Annotated in this window: 16 protein-coding genes; 9 read left to right on the forward strand and 7 right to left on the reverse strand. The window is 74.6% G+C overall.

Going from position 1 to position 19,399, the window contains the following annotated elements; all coding sequences use genetic code 11:
• Positions 1 to 45: 45 nt before the first annotated feature.
• Complete coding sequence (locus IE330_RS05315; protein ID WP_190134674.1) at positions 46 to 1,293, reverse strand: NAD-dependent epimerase/dehydratase family protein; 1,248 nt, start codon at positions 1,291 to 1,293, stop codon at positions 46 to 48.
• A 305-nt stretch (positions 1,294 to 1,598) separates the two neighbouring features.
• On the opposite strand from IE330_RS05315, the gene mutA reads away from it, so the two are divergent.
• The 4 genes from mutA to IE330_RS05335 are packed head-to-tail and all read left to right on the forward strand — an operon-like array spanning position 1,599 to position 7,896.
• On the forward strand, positions 1,599 to 3,452 hold the full coding sequence (gene mutA, locus IE330_RS05320) for a methylmalonyl-CoA mutase small subunit (RefSeq protein WP_190134675.1): 1,854 nt from the start codon (positions 1,599 to 1,601) through the stop codon (positions 3,450 to 3,452).
• The gene (gene scpA / locus IE330_RS05325) at positions 3,449 to 5,674 is read left to right on the forward strand and encodes a methylmalonyl-CoA mutase (RefSeq protein ID WP_190134676.1); all 2,226 of its coding nucleotides are present in this window, start codon (positions 3,449 to 3,451) and stop codon (positions 5,672 to 5,674) included. Before mutA ends, scpA begins: the two co-directional genes overlap by 4 nt.
• Positions 5,675 to 5,686: 12 nt before the next feature.
• On the forward strand, positions 5,687 to 6,844 hold the full coding sequence (gene meaB, locus IE330_RS05330; RefSeq protein WP_229925395.1) for a methylmalonyl Co-A mutase-associated GTPase MeaB: 1,158 nt from the start codon (positions 5,687 to 5,689) through the stop codon (positions 6,842 to 6,844).
• Positions 6,841 to 7,896 carry an enoyl-CoA hydratase/isomerase family protein gene (locus IE330_RS05335; RefSeq protein ID WP_190134677.1) on the forward strand — a complete coding sequence of 352 codons (1,056 nt, stop codon included), beginning with the start codon at positions 6,841 to 6,843 and terminating at the stop codon, positions 7,894 to 7,896. Before meaB ends, IE330_RS05335 begins: the two co-directional genes overlap by 4 nt.
• Before the next feature lie 133 nt (positions 7,897 to 8,029).
• On the opposite strand, the gene IE330_RS05340 is transcribed toward IE330_RS05335, so the two are convergent.
• The 3 genes from IE330_RS05340 to IE330_RS05350 all read right to left on the reverse strand — a co-directional run bounded on the left by IE330_RS05340 (position 8,030) and on the right by IE330_RS05350 (position 10,345).
• Positions 8,030 to 8,470: a hypothetical protein gene (locus IE330_RS05340; RefSeq protein ID WP_190134678.1), complete on the reverse strand. Its 441-nt coding sequence runs from the start codon at positions 8,468 to 8,470 to the stop codon at positions 8,030 to 8,032.
• Between the two features lie 166 nt (positions 8,471 to 8,636).
• Positions 8,637 to 9,374, reverse strand: a complete 738-nt coding sequence (locus IE330_RS05345) for an ABC transporter permease (RefSeq protein WP_190134679.1) — start codon at positions 9,372 to 9,374, stop codon at positions 8,637 to 8,639.
• Between the two features lie 2 nt (positions 9,375 to 9,376).
• The gene (locus tag IE330_RS05350; RefSeq protein ID WP_190134680.1) at positions 9,377 to 10,345 is read right to left on the reverse strand and encodes an ATP-binding cassette domain-containing protein; all 969 of its coding nucleotides are present in this window, start codon (positions 10,343 to 10,345) and stop codon (positions 9,377 to 9,379) included.
• Between the two features lie 108 nt (positions 10,346 to 10,453).
• Between IE330_RS05350 and IE330_RS05355 the strand changes: the two genes are divergently transcribed.
• From IE330_RS05355 to IE330_RS05365, 3 genes are all read left to right on the forward strand, one after another.
• Positions 10,454 to 11,788 carry a sensor histidine kinase gene (locus tag IE330_RS05355; RefSeq protein WP_229925396.1) on the forward strand — a complete coding sequence of 445 codons (1,335 nt, stop codon included), beginning with the start codon at positions 10,454 to 10,456 and terminating at the stop codon, positions 11,786 to 11,788.
• A 53-nt stretch (positions 11,789 to 11,841) separates the two neighbouring features.
• A complete protein-coding gene (locus IE330_RS05360; protein ID WP_190134681.1) occupies positions 11,842 to 12,504 on the forward strand; it encodes a response regulator transcription factor in 663 nt (220 codons plus the stop codon).
• Positions 12,505 to 12,601: 97 nt separating this feature from the next.
• A complete protein-coding gene (locus IE330_RS05365; RefSeq protein WP_190134682.1) occupies positions 12,602 to 13,759 on the forward strand; it encodes an ROK family transcriptional regulator in 1,158 nt (385 codons plus the stop codon).
• Positions 13,760 to 14,043: 284 nt separating this feature from the next.
• On the opposite strand, the gene IE330_RS05370 is transcribed toward IE330_RS05365, so the two are convergent.
• Together IE330_RS05370 and IE330_RS05375 are read right to left on the reverse strand one after the other, a co-directional pair.
• A complete protein-coding gene (locus tag IE330_RS05370; protein ID WP_190134697.1) occupies positions 14,044 to 14,805 on the reverse strand; it encodes a GntR family transcriptional regulator in 762 nt (253 codons plus the stop codon).
• A 289-nt stretch (positions 14,806 to 15,094) separates the two neighbouring features.
• Positions 15,095 to 15,985: an RNA polymerase sigma-70 factor gene (locus IE330_RS05375; RefSeq protein ID WP_190134683.1), complete on the reverse strand. Its 891-nt coding sequence runs from the start codon at positions 15,983 to 15,985 to the stop codon at positions 15,095 to 15,097.
• 181 nt (positions 15,986 to 16,166) lie between these two features.
• On the opposite strand from IE330_RS05375, the gene IE330_RS05380 reads away from it, so the two are divergent.
• Complete coding sequence (locus tag IE330_RS05380; RefSeq protein WP_190134684.1) at positions 16,167 to 17,087, forward strand: alpha/beta fold hydrolase; 921 nt, start codon at positions 16,167 to 16,169, stop codon at positions 17,085 to 17,087.
• Here IE330_RS05380 and IE330_RS05385 read toward each other — a convergent pair.
• Positions 17,045 to 17,455, reverse strand: a complete 411-nt coding sequence (locus tag IE330_RS05385; protein WP_190134685.1) for a VOC family protein — start codon at positions 17,453 to 17,455, stop codon at positions 17,045 to 17,047. The genes IE330_RS05380 and IE330_RS05385 overlap by 43 nt on opposite strands.
• Positions 17,456 to 17,729: 274 nt before the next feature.
• Here IE330_RS05385 and IE330_RS05390 point away from each other — a divergent pair, with 274 nt between their 5' ends.
• Positions 17,730 to 19,310 (forward strand): alkaline phosphatase D family protein, encoded by a 1,581-nt coding sequence (locus IE330_RS05390; protein ID WP_190134686.1) that lies wholly within the window; start codon positions 17,730 to 17,732, stop codon positions 19,308 to 19,310.
• Positions 19,311 to 19,399: the final 89 nt, after the last annotated feature.

The following is a 19,399-nucleotide window of genomic DNA, read 5'->3' on the forward strand; positions in this document are numbered from 1 at the left end:
GGCCACCTCGGACACTGCGGACACTGCGGACACTGCGAATATGGGTCACCCCACTGTGCGCCCGGTCAGCGGCGGTGTGGGCGCGCCGGCGCCGTGGCGCATGCCGTGCAGCAGCTCCTCGACCGCTTCGGTGGCGGTGCGCTCGGGGCGCCAGCCCAGTTCGGTGCGGGCCCGGGCGCAGTCCATCACGGGCAGTCGCAGGACCGCGTCGAAGAGCTGCGGGGACGCCGGGAGGAGGCGCAGTCCCCAGGCCGCCGCGAGCGCGGACCGGGCCGCCCGGCGCGGTACCCGTACGACGCGGGCGTGGAAGAGCTCGCCGAGGACCTGGGCGTCCAGCGGTGGCTCGGCGGCGAGGTTGAAGGCGCCGCGCGCGTCGCCGAGGGCGGCGAGGCGGTAGGCGCGAGCGGCGTCCTCGGTGTGCAGGGCCTGGATCCGCAGGCCGGGGATGTCCGGCAGGACGGGCAGCAGGTCGGGCCGGGCGAGCTGCCCGGGCTTGAAGCGGCCGGCGAAGAGCCTGCGCTGCTGGCTCGCCGACTCCTCCTTGAACAGGAAGGCGGGCCGCATGCGCACCACGCGGAGCTGCGGGTGCTCCCGCTCGAAGGCGTCAAGGACGCGCTCCAGGTAGGCCTTCTCCCGGCAGTACGCCGCCTCGGGCCAGCCGTGCGTGGGCCAGTCCTCGGTGACGGCCCTGTCCTTGGGGCCGGGCGAGTAGGCGCCGACCGACGACGCGTACACGAGGGCGGGCACCCCGGCCGCGGCGACGGCACGGAAGACGCGGACGCTGCCGAGGACGTTGGTCCGCCAAGTGGTGGCCGGGTCCCGGGCGGGCTGGAGCTGCCAGGCGAGGTGCACGACGGCGTCGGCGCCCGCGAAGTGCTCCGCGAGCTCCTCCACGGCGGCCCGCCCGGGGTCGCCCCTGAAGGGTTCCCCCTGACGGCCCGAGCCACCCGGACCGCCCGAGCCGACCTGACCGCCCGAGCCACCCGGACCACCCGGACCACCCGGACCACCCGAGCCTCCTCGACCACCCCAGCCGTCCGTACCGCCCGTACCGCCCGAGCCGCCATGCCCGCCCAACGCCCCGAAAACCACCGGCGCCCCCAGGTCCACCGACGCCCATTCGGCCCCAGCCGTCTTCTCGTCGGGCAGTCTGCGGGCCAGGCCCAGGACGGAGTCCACCGCCGGGTCGGCGGTGAGGGCGCGCACCACGCTCAGGCCCACGTTGCCGGTGGCGCCGGTGACGACGATCCGCTTGCCCGGGCCGCCGGGTCCGCTGCCGCTGTCGGAGCTCATCGTCCGCTCCTTCCGGAAGAGTTCGGGTCGGTCGCACCCGAGTACCCCGCGCGGCGGTGGAGGGAACGCCTGGCGCGGCACCCCACGCGGCGGAGGTGCGAACGCCTTCCGCACGCGCGCCCCCTTCCCACTATCCCCGCACCCCGCGACAGCCACACCCCTGCGCGACCCCACGTCACCCCTGAGATCCGGTGCGTGACGACCGGCAATACCGGCCCGCCCGTCCGAGTTCAAGAGGATGTGAAGAGTGCAAGGTCACAGCGGTGCCCCGGTCCGACATAGCGATTCCGCCCTAGCATCGGACCATGACGGTCCTGCCTGACGACGGGCTTTCGCTGGCCGCCGATTTCCCTGATGCGACCCATGAGCAGTGGCAGCGCCTGGTGGAGGGCGTACTGCGCAAGTCGGGCAAGGACGTATCGGGGGCGGCGGCCGAGGAAGCGCTGTCCACCGCGCTCGAGGACGGGCTCAGCACCCGGCCCCTGTACACCGCCCGTGACGCCGTGGCCGACGTCGGCCATCCGGGTTTCGCGCCGTTCGTCCGGGGCGGTTCCGCCGTCGGCGGGGCCGCGACCGGCTGGGACGTACGGCAGCGGCACGCGACGGGCGATCCCGCGCGGACGAACGAGTCCGTCCTCGCCGACCTGGAGAACGGGGTCACGTCGCTGTGGCTGGCGCTCGGCCCGGACGCGCTGCCCGTGTCCGGCCTGGAGCGGGCGCTCGACGGCGTGTACCTGGACCTGGCGCCGGTGGTGCTGGACGCCGGAGCGGAGTACGCGCCGGCGGCGCACGCGTTCCTCGGGCTCGTCGAGGCGGCGGGCGTCGCCAAGAGCGCCGTGCGCGGCAACCTGGGCGCCGACCCGCTGGGCCACGAGGCCCGTACGGGCGCGGAGTTGGACGCGGACGCGGCCGTGGAGCTCGCGCGGCGCCTGGGACGCGAGTACGGCGGGCTGCGGGCGCTGACCGTGGACGCGCTGCCGTACCACGAGGCGGGCGGTTCGGCCGCGCAGGAGCTGGGCGCGTCGCTCGCCACCGGCGTGGCGTACCTGCGGCTGCTCATGGAGGCGGGGCTCACGCTCCAAGAGGCGTGCGCGCAGCTCGAGTTCCGGTACGCGGCCACCGCCGACCAGTTCCTGACCATCGCCAAGCTGCGGGCCGCGCGGCGCCTGTGGGCGCGGGTGGCCGAGGCGAGCGGCGACGCGGGCGCGGGCGCGCAGCGGCAGCACGTGGTCACCTCGCCGGTGATGATGGCCCGCCGCGACCCGTGGGTGAACATGCTGCGGACGACGGTGGCGTGCCTGGCCGCAGGTGTGGGCGGCGCCGACGCGGTCACGGTGCTGCCGTTCGACCACGCGCTGGGCCTGCCGGACGCGTTCGCGCGCCGCATCGCCCGCAACACCTCGACGATCCTCCTGGAGGAGTCGCATCTGGCGCGGGTGGTCGACCCGGCGGGCGGCTCCTGGTACGTGGAGCGGCTGACCGCGGAACTCGCGGACGCCGCTTGGACGTTCTTCCAGGAGACCGAGCGCGCGGGCGGCCAGGCGGCAGCGCTGCGCTCCGGCATGCTCGGCGAGCGGATCGCGGCGACGTGGGCCGAGCGGAGCAGGAAGCTGGCCAAGCGCCGGGAGCCGATCACGGGCGTGAGCGAGTTCCCGAACCTCGCGGAGAAGCCCGTCGAGCGCGAGCCCGCGCCCGCCGGGCCGACGGGCGGCCTGCCGCGGGTGCGCCGCGACGAGGCGTACGAGGCGCTGCGGGCCCGCTCGGACGCGCACCTGGCGGCGACCGGTGCCCGGCCGAGGGTGTTCCTGGCCGCGCTCGGCCCGGCCGCCGCGCACACGGCGCGGGCCGCGTTCGCGGCGAACCTGTTCCAGGCGGGCGGGGTCGAGCCCGTCCACGACCCGGTGTCGGTGACCGCCGACACGGCCGCGGAGGCGTTCCGGGCCAGCGGGGCGAAGGTCGCGTGCCTGTGCTCCAGCGACGCGCTGTACGCGCAGGAGGCGGCCGGCGTGGCCGCCGCGCTGAAGGCGGCGGGCGCCGAGCGGGTGTTCCTCGCGGGGCGCCCCGGCGAGTACGGCGACGTGGACGCGTACGTCTTCGCGGGCTGTGACGCGGTCGCCGTCCTGTCCTCCACCCTCGACCTCATGGGAGTGGCGCCATGACGATCCCCGACTTCTCCGGCATCGGCCTGGAGGCGGACGCGCCGCCGCGGGGCTCCGCCGAGCAGTGGCGCGCCGCCGTCGAGGCGGCGACCGGCAAGGACGCGGACGACCTGCTGTGGGAGACCCCGGAGGGCATCGCGGTCAAGCCGCTGTACACCGGCGCGGACGTGGAGGGCCTGGACTTCCTGGGCACGTACCCGGGCATCGCGCCGTATCTGCGCGGCCCGTACCCGACGATGTACGTCAACCAGCCCTGGACGATCCGCCAGTACGCGGGGTTCTCCACGGCCGAGGAGTCGAACGCGTTCTACCGGCGCAACCTGGCCGCCGGGCAGAAGGGCCTGTCGGTCGCTTTCGACCTGCCCACGCACCGCGGCTACGACAGCGACCACCCGCGGGTGACCGGCGACGTCGGCATGGCGGGCGTGGCCATCGACTCGATCTACGACATGCGGCAGCTCTTCGACGGCATCCCGCTGGACCGGATGACCGTGTCGATGACGATGAACGGCGCGGTGCTCCCGGTGCTCGCGCTGTACATCGTCGCCGCCGAGGAGCAGGGCGTGCCGCCGGAGAAGCTGGCGGGGACCATCCAGAACGACATCCTCAAGGAGTTCATGGTCCGCAACACCTACATCTACCCGCCCAAGCCGTCCATGCGGATCATCTCCGACATCTTCGCGTACACCTCGCAGAAGATGCCGCGCTACAACTCCATCTCGATCTCCGGCTACCACATCCAGGAGGCCGGGGCGACGGCCGACCTGGAGCTGGCGTACACCCTCGCGGACGGGGTGGAGTACCTGCGGGCCGGGCGGGAGGCGGGGCTCGACGTGGACGCGTTCGCGCCGCGCCTGTCGTTCTTCTGGGCGATCGGCATGAACTTCTTCATGGAGGTCGCCAAGCTCCGGGCGGCGCGGCTGCTGTGGGCGAAGCTGGTCAAGCAGTTCGACCCGCGGAACCCCAAGTCGCTGTCGCTGCGTACGCATTCGCAGACATCGGGCTGGTCACTGACGGCGCAGGACGTGTTCAACAACGTGACGCGCACGTGCGTGGAGGCCATGGCGGCGACGCAGGGCCACACGCAGTCGCTGCACACCAACGCCCTCGACGAGGCGCTGGCGCTGCCCACGGACTTCTCCGCGCGGATCGCGCGCAACACCCAGCTCCTCATCCAGCAGGAGTCCGGCACCTGCCGCGTCATCGACCCGTGGGGCGGCAGCGCGTACGTGGAGCGGCTCACCCACGACCTGGCGCGGCGGGCCTGGCAGCACATCCAGGAGGTGGAGGCCGCGGGCGGCATGGCGCAGGCCATCGACGCGGGCATCCCGAAGCTGCGCGTGGAGGAGGCGGCGGCGCGTACGCAGGCGCGGATCGACTCCGGGCGGCAGCCGGTCATCGGCGTGAACAAGTACCGGGTCGACACCGACGAGCAGATCGAGGTCCTCAAGGTCGACAACTCCTCGGTGCGGGCCCAGCAGATCGAGAAGCTGCGGCGGCTGCGCGCCGAGCGCGACGACGCGGCCTGCCAGGACGCGCTCGCCAGGCTGACGGCGGCGGCGGAGCGCGGCTCCGGCGCGGGCCTTGAGGGGAACCTGCTGGCGCTCGCGGTGGACGCGGCCCGCGCGAAGGCGACGGTCGGCGAGATCTCGGACGCCCTGGAGAAGGCCTACGGGCGGCACGCGGGCCAGATCCGTACGATCTCGGGTGTGTACCGCACCGAAGCAGGCCCGTCGCCGTCCGTGTCGCGCACCCGTGCGCTGGTGGAGTCCTTCGAGGAGGCCGAGGGGCGCCGGCCGCGCATCCTGGTCGCCAAGATGGGCCAGGACGGCCACGACCGGGGCCAGAAAGTCATCGCCTCGGCCTTCGCCGACCTGGGGTTCGACGTCGACGTCGGCCCGCTGTTCCAGACGCCCGCGGAGGTGGCGCGGCAGGCCGTCGAGGCGGACGTGCACATCGTCGGCGTGTCCTCGCTGGCGGCCGGGCACCTGACGCTGGTGCCCGCGCTCCGGGAGGAGCTGGCCGCCGAGGGCCGCGAGGACATCATGATCGTGGTCGGTGGTGTGATCCCGCCGCAGGACGTGGACGCCCTGCACGAGGCGGGCGCGGCGGCGGTGTTCCCGCCCGGCACGGTCATCCCGGACGCGGCGTACGACCTGGTACGGCGGCTCGCCGGGAGCCTCGGCCACGAGCTGCCCGCCGAACCCGCGCCCGGGCAGTGAGCCGCTGACCCCATGGCACCGAGGATCGATCTCGACAGTTACGTGAAGGGCGTGCTCGACGGCAAGCGCGCGCACATCGCGCGCGCGATCACGCTCGTGGAGTCCACCAAGGCCGAACACCGGGTGCTCGCGCAGCAGTTGCTCACGCAGTTGCTGCCGCACGCGGGGCGGGCACGGCGCGTCGGCATCAGCGGGGTGCCGGGTGTCGGCAAGTCGACGTTCATCGACGCGCTCGGCACGATGCTCACCGCGCTGGGGCACCGGGTCGCGGTGCTCGCCGTGGACCCGTCGTCGACGCGTACGGGCGGCTCCATCCTGGGCGACAAGACCCGGATGGAGCGGCTCTCGGTGGACCCGATGGCGTTCGTGCGCCCCTCGCCCACGGCCGGGACGCTCGGCGGCGTCGCCAAGGCCACCCGCGAGTCCATGGTGGTGATGGAGGCGGCGGGCTACGACGTGGTGCTCGTGGAGACCGTCGGCGTCGGCCAGTCGGAGACGGCCGTCGCCAACATGGTCGACACGTTCCTGCTGCTGACGCTGGCGCGCACCGGGGACCAGCTCCAGGGCATCAAGAAGGGCGTCCTGGAGCTCGCGGACGTGATCGCGGTGAACAAGGCCGACGGCCCGCACGAGCGGGACGCCCGCTCCGCGGCCCGCGAACTGGCGGGCGCGCTGCGCCTGATGCACGGCAAGGACGCCGCGTGGACGCCGCCGGTGCTCAGTTGCAGCGCCCGCGAGGGCACGGGCCTGGACACGCTCTGGGACCGCCTGGAACAGCACCGCGCGTTGCTCGACTCCACCGGGCGGCTCGCCGCCAAGCGCCGTGACCAGCAGGTCGACTGGACGTGGACGATGGTGCGCGAGGAGCTGCTCGGCCGGCTGCACGCCCACCCCGAGGTACGCAGGCTCGCGCCCGAGCTGGAACGGGGCGTGCGGGAGGGCACGGTGACCGCGACGACCGCGGCGGAGCGCATCCTCGCGGCGTTCCAGGACCCGCCGGGGCAGGCGGGCCTGGCACCGGCACCGGCATCCCCGCAGGCGCCGCCACCGGTTCAGGCCGCGCCACCGGCTCAGGCCCCGACACCGGCCCCGGCTCAGGACGACGTACGCCCGGACGTGCCCCCGAACGCACCCCCGGGCGTACCTACGAAGGGCGGAAACACCTCGTGAGTCACGACGCGCCACCGGTCCTGTCGCGCACCGAGGGCCACGCGGGCCACCTCGTCCTCAACCGGCCCCGCGCCCTCAACGCCCTCGACCACACGATGGTCCGCCTCATCGACGACGCGCTCACCGCCTGGGAGCGGGACGAGACGGTCGCCACGGTCGTCGTCACCGGCGCCGGGGAGCGCGGCCTGTGCGCGGGCGGCGACATCCGGGCCGTACGGGACGACATCCTCGCGGGCGGCGGCGCGGCGTCGGCGGCCTTCTGGCACGACGAGTACCTGCTCGTCTCCCGCATCGCCCGCTACCGCAAGCCGTACGTCGCCGTCATGGACGGCTTCGTCATGGGCGGCGGCGTGGGCGTTTCGGCCCACGGCGCCGTGCGGGTCGTCACGGAGCGCTCGCGGGTCGCGATGCCGGAGACCGTCATCGGCTTCGTCCCGGATGTCGGCGGGACGTACCTGCTGGCGCGGGCGCCCGGCGAGCTGGGCACGCACCTGGCCCTGACGGGCGCCTCCGCGGGGCCCGCGGACGCGCTGCTGTGCGGGCTCGCCGACCACTTCGTCCCGGCCGGGCGGCTCGGTGACTTCGTGGCGGCGCTCGCCCACCGGGAGGCGGGCGAGGCGGTCGCCGCGTACGCCGAAGCAGCGCCCGGGGGCGAGCTGGCCGCGCACCGGGAGTGGATCGACTCCTGCTACGCCGCCGGGTCCGTGGAGGAGATCGTCGACCGTCTGCTGGCCTGTGGCGAGCCCACCGCGAAGGAGACCGCGGAGACGCTGCTCTCGCGCTCGCCGACGTCCCTGAAGGTGACGCTCGCCGCCGTGCGCCGGGCGCGCGCCCTCGGGTCCCTGGAGGACGTGCTGCGCCAGGAGTACCGCACGTCGTGCGCGTGCCTCACGGCTCCGGACTTCCCGGAGGGCGTCCGCGCGCAGGTCGTCGACAAGGACCGCCGGCCCCGGTGGTCACCGGCGCGCCTAGCGGACGTGTCCGAGGCGGACGTCGCGCGCTTCTTCCTGCCGTCGCCGTACGGCCGGTTGGGGCTTCCGGCGGACGTCTGAGGCGCTGGGCGGCGCGGCGACGGGGCGGACCTGAGGCGCTGGGCGGCGCGGCGGACGGAACGGGCCTGAGGCCTTGGGCGGCGCGGCGACGGGACGGGCCCGAGGCCTTGGGCGGCGCCGTGGACGGGACGGGTCACGGCGGGTCGACCTCCGTCACCAGCGCGAGCAGTTGCAGCGCGCCCCGCTCGCCCCACCGGGCCACGCCGACGGCTATCCACTGCTGCCCGGCCCGCCACAGGTGCACGTCGGGCACGGTCTCGCTGACGGACGCCCACGGCTCGGGCACGTCCGGCGCCTCGGCCACGTGGCGGGCGAAGGCACCGGCCAGGCTGAACACCTGGGCCGGACCCCAGCGTCCGTCCAGGAGCACCGCGAGCGCGTCCCGCTCGGCCTCGTACTGCTCCTCCGCGTCGGCGTACGCCGTGCCGTCGTCGTCCTCCCCCGGCTCGTACGTCCGTAACTCCGCGAGGTGGAACCCCGGTCCGGCGCGGCCGACGCCCGACCTGCCGGGCGCCTCGGGGAAGCCCCTGGCGCGCAGCAGGTCGATCGTCGCGAGGTCGTCCGCGCTGCTCATGCCGTCGCTCCGTCGCTCATACCGTCGCCCCGTCCACCGCCCATGCCGTCCTTCCGTCCGCCGCGCATGCCGTCGCTCCGCCGCGCATGCCGTCGTTCCGTCGCCCATGCCGTCCAGTAAAGCGGGACCCACTGACAATCAGTCATCACCGCCTGTGCGCCGCAGGTCAGGCGTCCCTGCGCCGCAGTGCCCACCACCCGGCGAGCAGCGCCGCCGCGGTCCAGGCCGCGGTCACCGCGAGCCCCTGCCAGGCGCCGAGCGCGCCGGCCGGGTCCTCGTGCAGGATCTGCTGCCCGGCGCGGTCGGGCAGGAACTGGGCGGCGCCGCCCGCGACATCGCCGACCACGAAGGACACGATGAGCAGGAACGGGATGAGCAGGCTGAGCACCGCCACCCCGCTGCGCAGCAGGGTCGTCAGACCGGTCGCGAGCAGCGCCATCAGCGCCAGGTAGAGGCCGCCGCCGACACAGGCGCGCAGCGCCCCGGGGTGGCCGAGCCCGATGGCGTGCTCGCCGAGGAAGGCCTGGCCCGCGAGGAACGCGGCGAAGCTGGTGGCGAGGCCCACGAGCAGGGCGGCCGCGCCGACGACGGCGGTCTTCGCGGCGTAGAACAGGCCCCTGCGGGGTACGGCGGCCAGCGAGATCCGCAGGGCCCCGGTCACGTACTCGGAGCTGACGGCCGTGGTGCCGAAGCCGAGGGCGGCGATCTGGCCGAAGTTGAGGGCGTAGAAGGCGTCGAAGACGGGTTCGGCGTCGGCGTTGTCGGCCTCGGCCCGGCCGACCGTGGCGAACGCCAGGACGGTGACGGCGAGGGTGGCGCCGAACACGGCGAGGAGCGGGAGGAGCGTGCCCCGCAGCGACTTGATCTTGATCCATTCGGCGTGGAGGACGGCGGTGGTCGACATGGTCAGGCCTCCGGGCGGTGGGTCGATGCGGGCACAGGGGGCTCCGCGGGTGCGGCGGCCGTCCCCGGCGCGGAGAACTCCGCGGCCTCGGCCGTCAGGGCCAGGTACGCCTCCTCCAAGGAGGCTTCCTCGTCGGCGAGTTCCAGGAGCGGCACGCCCTCGTGTGCGGCGAGCGCGCCGATGTCCTCGGCACGGGCGCCCTCGACGGTCCAGCGGCCGTCACCGGCGTCCTCCAGGGTGTGTCCGGCGCGGGCGAGGGCGGTGCGGAGGCGCGCCGGGTCGCTGGTGCGGGCGCGGACGCGCCGGGTGGAGTGGGCGGCGATGAAGTCCCGCATCGAGGTGTCGGCCAGGAGTCGGCCCCGGCCGAGGACCACCAGGTGGTCGGCGAACGTCGCGGTCTCGTTCATCAGGTGGCTCGACACGAGCACGGTCCGGCCCTCGCGCGCGAGGCCGCGCATGAGTGCGCGGATCCAGATGATCCCTTCGGGGTCGAGGCCGTTGGACGGCTCGTCCAGGAGGACCACGGCCGGGTCGCCGAGCAGCGCGGCGGCGATGCCGAGGCGCTGGCGCATGCCCAGGGAGAACGTTTTGATCCGCTTGTGGGCGACGGCGGTGAGACCGGCCTCCTCCAGGACCTCGTCCACACGCCTGGAAGCGATGCGGTTGCTGACGGCGAGGGCGCGCAGGTGGTCGCGGGCGGTGCGCGAGCCGTGGGCGGCCTGGGCGTCGAGCAGCGCGCCGACCTGGCGCAGCGGTTCGGCGTACGCGGCGTAGGGGCGGCCGCCGACGGTGGCGGTGCCGGAGGTGGGCCGGTCGAGGCCGAGCACGAGGCGCAACGTGGTGGACTTCCCGGCGCCGTTGGGGCCGAGGAAGCCGGTGACGCGGCCGGGGGCGACGCCGAACGTCAGGTCGTCGACCGCGCGCCTGGTGCCGTACTCCTTGGTGAGGTGGTGGACGTCGATGCTGGTCATGGGGCAACTGTCACGGCCGGGCGGGGTCTTGGTCCTCCCCCGGTGGTGGAGATCGTCTCCCCCGTGCGGGGGAGCCGCGGCCCGCGCGCGGGCTGGCACGATGACCGCATGTCCCGCTTCCCGCGCCTGTCGGCCCGCGTGGTCCGCATGTCCCGCTTCCCACGCCCGCCGGCCCGCGTGGTCCGCCGCGCCCGCTCCCCGCACCCGCCGGCGCGCGTGATCACGTACACCCGATGGCTGCGCCCGCTGGCCCGCGCCGTCACGTACACCCGATGGCTGCACCTGCTGATCGCCGCGACGGTCGTCCTGGCCTCCGGGGCGGTCTACGGCATCACGGACGCGACAGCCGCCGACTGGGGCCTGATCATGCTGCTGCCGGTGCCGTTGGTGGCGGCGGCCGCGATGGTGCCCGCGATGCGCAGGGCCGAGGGGCTCCAGGCGCGGCTGATGCTGTTCCCGGGGTCCCACGCGCGCGTGGAGCCCGACGCGGCGGACGGCGACCCGGGGATCTCCGTGGCGCCCTCGGCGTCGTGGCGGGACCGCGGCAGGACGGCCCTGTGGCTGGTGCTGCGCCTTGAGGCGGGGTGGTTGATGGGTGTCGCCACGACGCAGCTCATCGGGTACGCGCTCGCTCTGCTCGGGGCGGCGTCGGAGCCCTCCGGGGACGACGGTCTGGTGCTGCCCCGGCCGGGGCTCGGTGCCTGGGACGCGGCGCTCGTACCGCTGCCGCTGCTGGCACTCCTTGCCCTGGTGGTCGCCTCCGGGGCCCTCATGGCGGCGGCGGCCCGCAACCTCCTCGGCCCCTCCCCCACCGAGCGGCTCGCCGCCTTGGAGGAGCGCACCGAGCAGCTTCTGGAGCGCAACCGCATCGCCCGTGAGCTGCACGACTCGATCGGGCACGCGCTGACCGTGGCGGTCGTGCAGGCGGGTGCCGCGCGCGCCGCGGCCGACCGGGAGTTCACCGACCGCGCCCTGGAGGCCATCGAGGAGACGGGCCGTGACGCCCTGGAGGACCTGGAGCGGGTGCTGCGCGTGCTGCGGGAGGACGGGCGGCCCGCGCGGCAGCGGCCCACCCTGGCCGACGCCGCCCGGCTCCTGGACTCCGCGCGGGCCTCGGGGGCGACGGTCGACGCGGAGGTGACGGGCGCGGTGGACCGGCTGCCGGGGCCCGTGTCGCGGGAGGGTTACCGCATGCTCCAGGAGGCGCTGACGAACGTCCTGCGGCACGCGGGGCCGGTCCCGGTGCGGGTGCGGGTGGCCGCCCGGGACAGCCGCCTCGTCATCGACGTGCGCAACGCGCTGCCGGCGGCGCGGGCAACTGCCGGGCGCGGCGGCAGCGGGCTGCGCGGCATCCGGGAGCGGGCCGTGCTCCTGGGCGGGCGGGCCGGCGCCGGGCCGTGCGACGGCGAGTGGCGGGTACGCGCCGAACTGCCGTTGCGCTGATGCCCCGTCACCCGCCCTGCGGGCCCGCATGGGGCGTGACCTAGGCTGGCCGGGTGCCCGTGACCGTTCTGCTCGTCGACGACGAGCCCCTCGTCCGCGCGGGGCTGCGCGCCGTCCTGGAGGCGCAGCCCGACATCGAGGTCGTCGGCGAGGCCGCCGACGGCGCCGCGGTGATCCCCCTGGCCCGCGGGCTGCGGCCCGACGTGATCGCCATGGACGTACGAATGCCGCTGCTCGACGGCATCGAGGCCACCCGCGCGGTGCTGCGCACGGTGCCGGACCCGCCGAAGATCCTGGTGGTCACGACCTTCGAGAACGACGAGTACGTGTACGAGGCGCTGCGCGCGGGCGCCGACGGCTTCCTGCTGAAGCGGGCCCGGCCCGCGGAGATCGTGCACGCCGTGCGCCTGGTGGCCGAGGGCGAGTCGCTGCTGTTCCCGGCGGCGGTACGGCGCCTCGCGGCCGACCACGGCCGGGAGCGGGGCGAGGACGGGGCCCGGGCGGCGTTCGCGCGGGCGGGGCTCACGGGGCGTGAGGAGGAGGTGCTGCGGCTGATGGCGCGCGGCCTGTCCAACGCGGAGATCGGCGAGCGGCTCGTGGTCGGCACGGAGACCGTCAAGTCGCATGTGAGCGCGGTGCTCGCGAAGCTCGGCGCCCGGGACCGGACGCAGGCGGTGATCGCCGCGTACGAGTCCGGTTTCGTGGCTCCGGGGTGAACCGGGCCCGGTCGCGGCGGCGGGATCGGCACTCGCCCCGGCCGACGGCTTCCGAGTACGATCCGGCCATCATGCGCACGGGACGGAAGGACGGACGTTGGGGCGGCTGACCGGCGGAGATCCTTCTCTGCTACGGCGGATCAACTCCTCGGTGGTGCTGCACGCGCTGCGCGCCGCGGATGTCGCGACACTCACGGAGATCACCCGGGCGACGGGTCTGTCGCGGCCCACGGTCGAGGGTGTGGTCGAGGGGCTCATCGAGGCCGGTCTCGTGGTGGAGACGGACATCGACGACGGGGCCGCGCGGCGGCAGGGACGCCCCGCGCGGAAGTTCCGCTTCCGGGCGGAGGCGGGTCATCTGCTTGGCCTGGAGATCGGCCCGCACCGGGTGGCCGCCGTCCTGTCGGACCTGCACGGCAAGGTCCTCGGGACGGCGGCGAAGGACGTCTCGGAGACGGCGGCGGCGGACGAGCGCCTGGAGCGGCTGCGGGGCGCGGTCGCGGATCTGCTGCGCCGGGCCGGGGTGGCCCGCGGTTCGCTGCGCGCGGTCGGCGTGGGCAGCCCGGGCATCGTGGAGGCGGACGGCTCGGTGCGGCTGAGCACGGCGCTGCCGGGCTGGACGGGCCTGCCGCTGGGTGAGCGGCTGCGCCGCTCCTTCAAGTGCCCGGTCCTGGTGGAGAACGACGCCAACGCGGCGGCGGTCGCCGAGCACTGGAAGGGCGCGGCCACGGAGTCCGACGACGTGGTGTTCGTGCTGGCCGGGCTGAGCCCCGGGGCCGGTTCGCTGATCGGCGGGCGGCTGCACCGCGGGTACGGCGGCGCGGCGGGCGAGATCGGCGCGCTGCACCTGCTGGGCCGGGAGGTGAAGCCGGAGACGCTCCTGTCGACCACCGACGAGCCGCTGCATCCGCTGGACGAGCAGGCGGTGGCGGAGGTCTTCGCGCACGCGCGGGAGGGCGACGAGCGGGCGCTGGCGGCGGTGGACCGCTTCATCCGGCGCCTGGTGCACGACGTGGCCGCGCTGGTGCTGGCGCTCGACCCGGAGCTGGTCGTGGTGGGCGGCTGGGCGGCGGGCCTGGACGGCGTCCTGGAGCCGCTGCGGCGCGAGCTGGCCCGGTACTGCCTGCGGCCGCCCCGGGTGGCGCTGTCCGTGCTGGGCGAGGCAGCCGTGGCGACCGGGGCGTTGCGGCTTGCCCTCGACCATGTCGAGGACGAGCTGTTCGCCGTGGAGGGCGCGGTGACCGCGGGGCGGTAGTGTGCGGGGCTCGGCCCCGCCGCCCCGGGGGGTGGGGTTCGCTCGGGGCGGTGTCCCTCGGCCCCCGGGCCCTGTCGCCCTGCGGTGTCGGCTCCCCGCGGCCCCGTCCGCGGTTTGGGGGCTTCGCCCCCTTGCCCCCTGTCGCGCTCCGCGCTCGTCCTCAAACGCCGGACGGGCTGAGATGATCGCCGCCGCGCGCCCTGGAACGGCCGCCACGGCACACCCCGGACGGGATGCCCTAGTGGTGCGGCATACGCGCAGGGGCGCGTACCGGGAGGGGCGTCTCAGGAAGCGCGCTGTTCCGGGCCGTGGTGGATCTCGACCGCGCCCTCGTCGCCGAAGGTGAGGCGGCAGGTGTCGGCGCGGTACGTGGCCATCGAGAGGGCCGCCGTGCGGCCGGCCGCGAGGAAGCGGGTGGTGACGACCAGGACGGGGGCGCCGGGCAGGCGGTCCAGGGCCTTGGCGTCGTCGGCGCGGGCGGAGCCGAGCTCGACGGCGCGGTCCTGGCCCTCCAGGTCGAGCCGGGAGAGCTCGCGCAGGACGGCACGCGCGCGTGCGGGCCCCGCGGGGGCGTCGATGGCGGTGAGGTCGGGCACCGAGGCCGCGGGCACGTACAGCAGCTCGGCGGCGACGGGCTGGCCGTGCGAGACGCGGGTGCGGCGCACCGTGTGCACCGGCTCGTCCGGGGCGGTCCCCAGGGCGCGCGCAACGTCGGCGGGCGGGACGGCGGGCTCGCTGTCCGCGGGCTGCCAGTCGTCGCCGGCCGCGCCGGGCCAGCTCCCCCGCTCGGTGGTGACGGCCACGCCCATGCGCGGCGGGGCGACGGTCGTGCCGACGCCGCGGCGGCGCTGCAGCCTGCCTTCGAGCTCGAGCTGCTCCAGCGCCTGCCGCAGGGTCGCGCGGGCGACGCCGAAGCGGGCCGCGAGGTCCCGCTCGTTCGGCAGGATCTCGCCGACGGCGAACTCGGAGTCGAGTGCTTCGCTGAGCACGGTCTTCAGGTGCCAGTACTTCGGCTCCGGCACCGGTTCGAGCTGCGTGGTCCCCACCCTGTCCTCCGCAATCGCCGTGCGCAGGCGGCTTTTCAGCGCCTTGTTTATTAAAGGTTCCTGCACTATCTCAGCGACGATAGAGCCGCGCTCATCCTTGGTCAAGACCAATCCTCCTTCCGTTACGGACCGCACAGAAGTGGTGCCACAGAGCATTCATGCGGTGTTCGCGCGGGTGCGACACCCGGCCCCCGGGGGTGACGGAATCCGATACGTCGCGTTCACGTGCGCACGGCACGAAGCCCCCGCCCGTGGCACGGGCAGGGGCTTCGTTGGGTACGCCCGCGGCTCAGCGCGCGAGGCTTACGAGCTTGTCCGGATTCCGCACGATGAAGACGCGTTGGATACGACCGTCGACGGCCTCGACCTGGAAGACGGAGTCCACCTTGCCGTCCAGCAGGAAGACGACGGAGTCGGCGCCGTTGAGCTCCATGAACCGGAACTCGACGTTCTCGGCCCCCGACGCGGTCTTCCGCGCGGCGCCGACGACGAAGCGGCCCACCTTGTCGGCGGTCTCCAGGACCCGCAGCGGCGCCCTGGCCTTGCCGCCGCTGTCGCCCACCAGGCGTACCTCCGGGGCGAGCAGCGACATCAGCCCCTCCAGGTCGCCGTCGGCGGCCGCGGCGAGGAACCGCTCGGTCAGGTCGCGCCGCTCGGCGGGGTCGACCTGGTAGCGCGGCCTGCCCTCCTCGACGTGCTTGCGGGCGCGCCCGGCGAGCTGGCGCACGGCGGCCTCGCCGCGGTCGAGGGTGACGGCGATCTCGGAGTACGGGAACCCGAAGGCTTCGCGGAGCACGAACACCGCGCGCTCCAGGGGCGAGAGGGACTCCAGGACGACGAGGACGGCGAGCGACACGGAGTCGGCGAGCATGGCGCGCTCGGCGGTGTCGGGCACGGTCGGCCCGAAGTCGGTCACGAAGGGCTCGGGCAGCCAGGGGCCCACGTACGACTCGCGGCGGGACTGGGTCTGGCGCAGCCGGTCGATGGCCAGGCGGGTGGTGACGCGTACCAAGTAGGCGCGGGGTTCGCGCACTTGGTCGCGGTCGGCGGCCGACCAGCGCAGCCAGGCGTCCTGGACGACGTCCTCCGCGTCGGCCACCCGGCCGAGCATGCGGTAGGCGACGCCCAGGAGGACGGGCCTGTGTTCTTCGAAGACGTCGGTCGCGGTGTCGGTAGCCACGGTTCCATCCCAGCTCACGGGGGTCCGGCTGTCCACCCGCGAGGGGCAGGGCGGACGAGGATCACAGTGGCCCGCACCCGGCCCGTCGCGTCCCGGGTGCGGCAGACCCCTTGAACTCGGCGCTACTCAGCGGTAATTGTTGCTGACAAGGTGTCTAAGACAGGATAGGACAGGAGTCCGCATGTCCGCAGAGGTGACAGGGGCGTCAGGGGTGGCAGGGGCGGCCGAGGTCTCCTTCGGCGTCGAGTCGCCCCGAGGGCGGCGCACGGTGACCGTCTCCTACCGGCGCACGGGCAGCGGCGCCCCCTTGCTGCTGCTGCACGGCATCGGTCACCACCGCCAGGCCTGGGACCCGGTCGTCGGCATCCTGGCGGCCGAGCACGACGTGATAGCGGTGGACCTGCCCGGCTTCGGCGCGTCACCGGCGCTGCCGGAGGGGCTTCCGTACGACCTGCCGACGGTGGTGCCCGTCCTCGGCTCGTTCTGCGAGGCGCTGGGCATAGGGCGGCCGCACGTGGCGGGCAACTCCCTCGGCGGCCTGCTCGCCCTGGAACTCGGCCGCGTGCGGCTCGTACGGTCGGTCACGGCGCTGTCGCCCGCCGGCTTCTGGACGCGGGCGGAGCGCCGGTACGCGTTCACGACGCTGCTCGCGATGCGCCGGATCGCCATGGCCATGCCGCTGCCGACGGTCGAGCGGCTGTCGCGCACCGCCGCGGGCCGTACGGCGCTGACGAGCACCATCTACGCCCGCCCCGGCCGCAGGGCGCCGGAGGCCGTCGTCGCCGAGACGCTCGCGCTGCGGCACGCGACGGGGTTCGAGCCGACGCTGTCCGCCGGGCGCGAGGTGGTGTTCCGCGACGACGTGCCGGGGCTGCCGGTGACCATAGCGTGGGGCACGCGCGACCGGCTGCTGCTGCGCCGCCAGGGCCTGCGCGCCAAGCGGGCCGTGCCGGACGCCCGGCTCGTCCGGCTGCCCGGGTGCGGCCACGTGCCGATGAACGACGACCCCGCGCGCGTGGCCCGCGTCATACTCGACACCTGCCGCGCCGGGGCCTCGGATCAGGAGTTGGACCACGCGCGCGTGCTGAGCACCAGCCGGTAGCCGTCCGGGTCCTCCACGGTGACGCCCCACTCGTTCCAGTACGGGTTGGGCGAGAGCACCCGCCTGCCGCCGTGCGCCTCGAGGCGGGCGACCAGGTCGTCCGGCACCTCGCCGTCCACGTAGACGACGAGCAGGTCCTCCTCGGTGGGGCGCGGCCGCACGGGGGCCGCCGCCTCGTGGACCAGCTCCAGGTGCCAGGAGGCGTCCGGCCAGCCCACCATGAGCAGGGCGTGCTCGCCGGGGCCGCCGCCCTGCTCCTTGCGGAAGACGACGTCCAGGCCGAGCCCGTCCTTCCAGAAGCGCTCCGCGGCGGCGAGGTCGCGTGACGGGCGGGCGATACGGATGTGGCTGCGGCCGTTGACGGGCACAGGGGGCTCCTCTCGTACGGGTCGGCGTGCGGTGCGCTGCTCCGCGTGCCGTGCGGGTCGACTGTAGGAACCGGCCGGTCCCGCGGGCATCGGGCGCCGGTCCCGGTGCGCGGGACCCGCGGCGTACGACCACGGGACCAGGACCCGTCGGCGCCGCGCGACGCTTCCCCCAGGGCCATGGCCAGTTGTTCACTTGGGGTTCGCGCGGGGGCCGTGACGTGGCAGTAGACGTGGCACCGCACACCGACCGACCGCCGTTCCTGGAGGCGTCCCCATGTCACACCGTCTGCCGAGCCCGTCCCCGCGCCGCCGCAGCCTGCTGCGCGGCTCCCTCGCCGTGCCCGCGGCGCTCGCCGTGCCCGCGCTCGGCGGCGGCGCCCCGGCCTTCGCCCGCTCGGGCCGGCCCCGTGCCCGGTGGGGAGTGCAGGCGGGCGACGTGGGCGCGCACTCGGGTCTCGTGTGGGTGCGCTCGGACCGTCCCGCCCGCATGGTCGTGGAGACCGCCGCCACCGAGTCGTTCCGCAGACCCACGCGCTGGTACGGCCCCCTGCTCGGCCCGGGCACCGACTTCACCGGCACGACGCGGCTGCGCGGCCTGCCCTCCGGCGAGCAGATCCACTACCGCGTGCTGCTGGCCGACCCGGACGACCCGCGGCGCACCGGGGAGCCGGTCACCGGGACGTTCCGCACGGTCTCGCAGCGGCGTCGGGACGGCGTGCGCTTCCTGTGGTCGGGGGACATCGCGGGCCAGGGCTGGGGCATCAACCCCGACCTCGGCGGCTGGCGCGTGTACGAGGAGATGCGCAAGCGGAACCCGGACTTCTTCCTGTGCAGCGGTGACAACGTCTACGCCGACGGCCCCATCCAGGAGAGCGTGACGCTGCCCGACGGGCGGGTGTGGCGGAACGTCACCACCGAGGAGAAGTCGAAGGTCGCCGAGACCCTCGCGGAGTTCCGCGGGAACTTCCGCTACAACCTGCTCGACGAACACGTGCGCCGCTTCAACGCGCAGGTGCCGGCCGTCGTGCAGTGGGACGACCACGAGGTGCGCAACAACTGGTACCCGGGGCAGATCCTCGACGACCCGCGCTACACGGAGAAGGACGTCGACGTCCTCGCGGCCCGTTCGCTGCGGGCGTTCAGCGAGTACTACCCGATCTCGACACGGCGTCCCGGCGCCCGGGAGGGGCGGGTGTACCGGGTGCTGCGGCACGGCCCGCTCCTGGACGTGTTCGTCCTGGACATGCGCTCGTACCGCAACGCCAACTCGCCGAACCGGCAGCCGGACGACGCGACGGGCATCCTCGGCGCCGAGCAGCTCGCCTGGCTCAAGCGGGAGTTGTCGCGGTCGCGCGCGGTGTGGAAGGTGATCGCCTCGGACATGCCGCTCGGTCTGGTCGTGCCGGACGGGCGGGTGAACTTCGAAGCCGTGGCGCAGGGCGATCCGGGCGCGCCGCTCGGGCGTGAGCTGCAGATCGCTGAACTCCTGCGGCACATCAAGCACCGTCGTATCACGGGCACCGTCTGGCTGACCGCTGACGTGCACTACACCTCGGCGCAGCACTACGATCCCTCACGCGCCGCCTTCAAGGACTTCGCGCCCTTCTGGGAGTTCGTGTCCGGCCCGCTCGCGGCGGGGGGCTTCCCGGCGGTGAAACTCGACGGAACCTTCGGTCCGGACCAGACGTTCGTCAAAGCGCCGGACCGGGCCAACACGTCGCCGGCGGAGACACCGCCCTACTACGGGGAGGTGGACATCGACGGCGACAGCGGCGAGATGACGGTACGGCTGCGGCAGCAGGGGGGCGGCGTCCTGTTCACCAAGGTGCTGCGGCCGGGGCGCGTGGGTCAGTGAGCTTCCGGCGGGCGCGCACGCCCTGCCGGTGGCGGCCGGGCGCGGCCGTCGGCAGGACGCCGGCCGGGGGCGTCCGCCGGGCGGGCACC

It is taken from the genome of Streptomyces longispororuber (assembly GCF_014656095.1).
GTDB lineage: Bacteria > Actinomycetota > Actinomycetes > Streptomycetales > Streptomycetaceae > Streptomyces > Streptomyces longispororuber.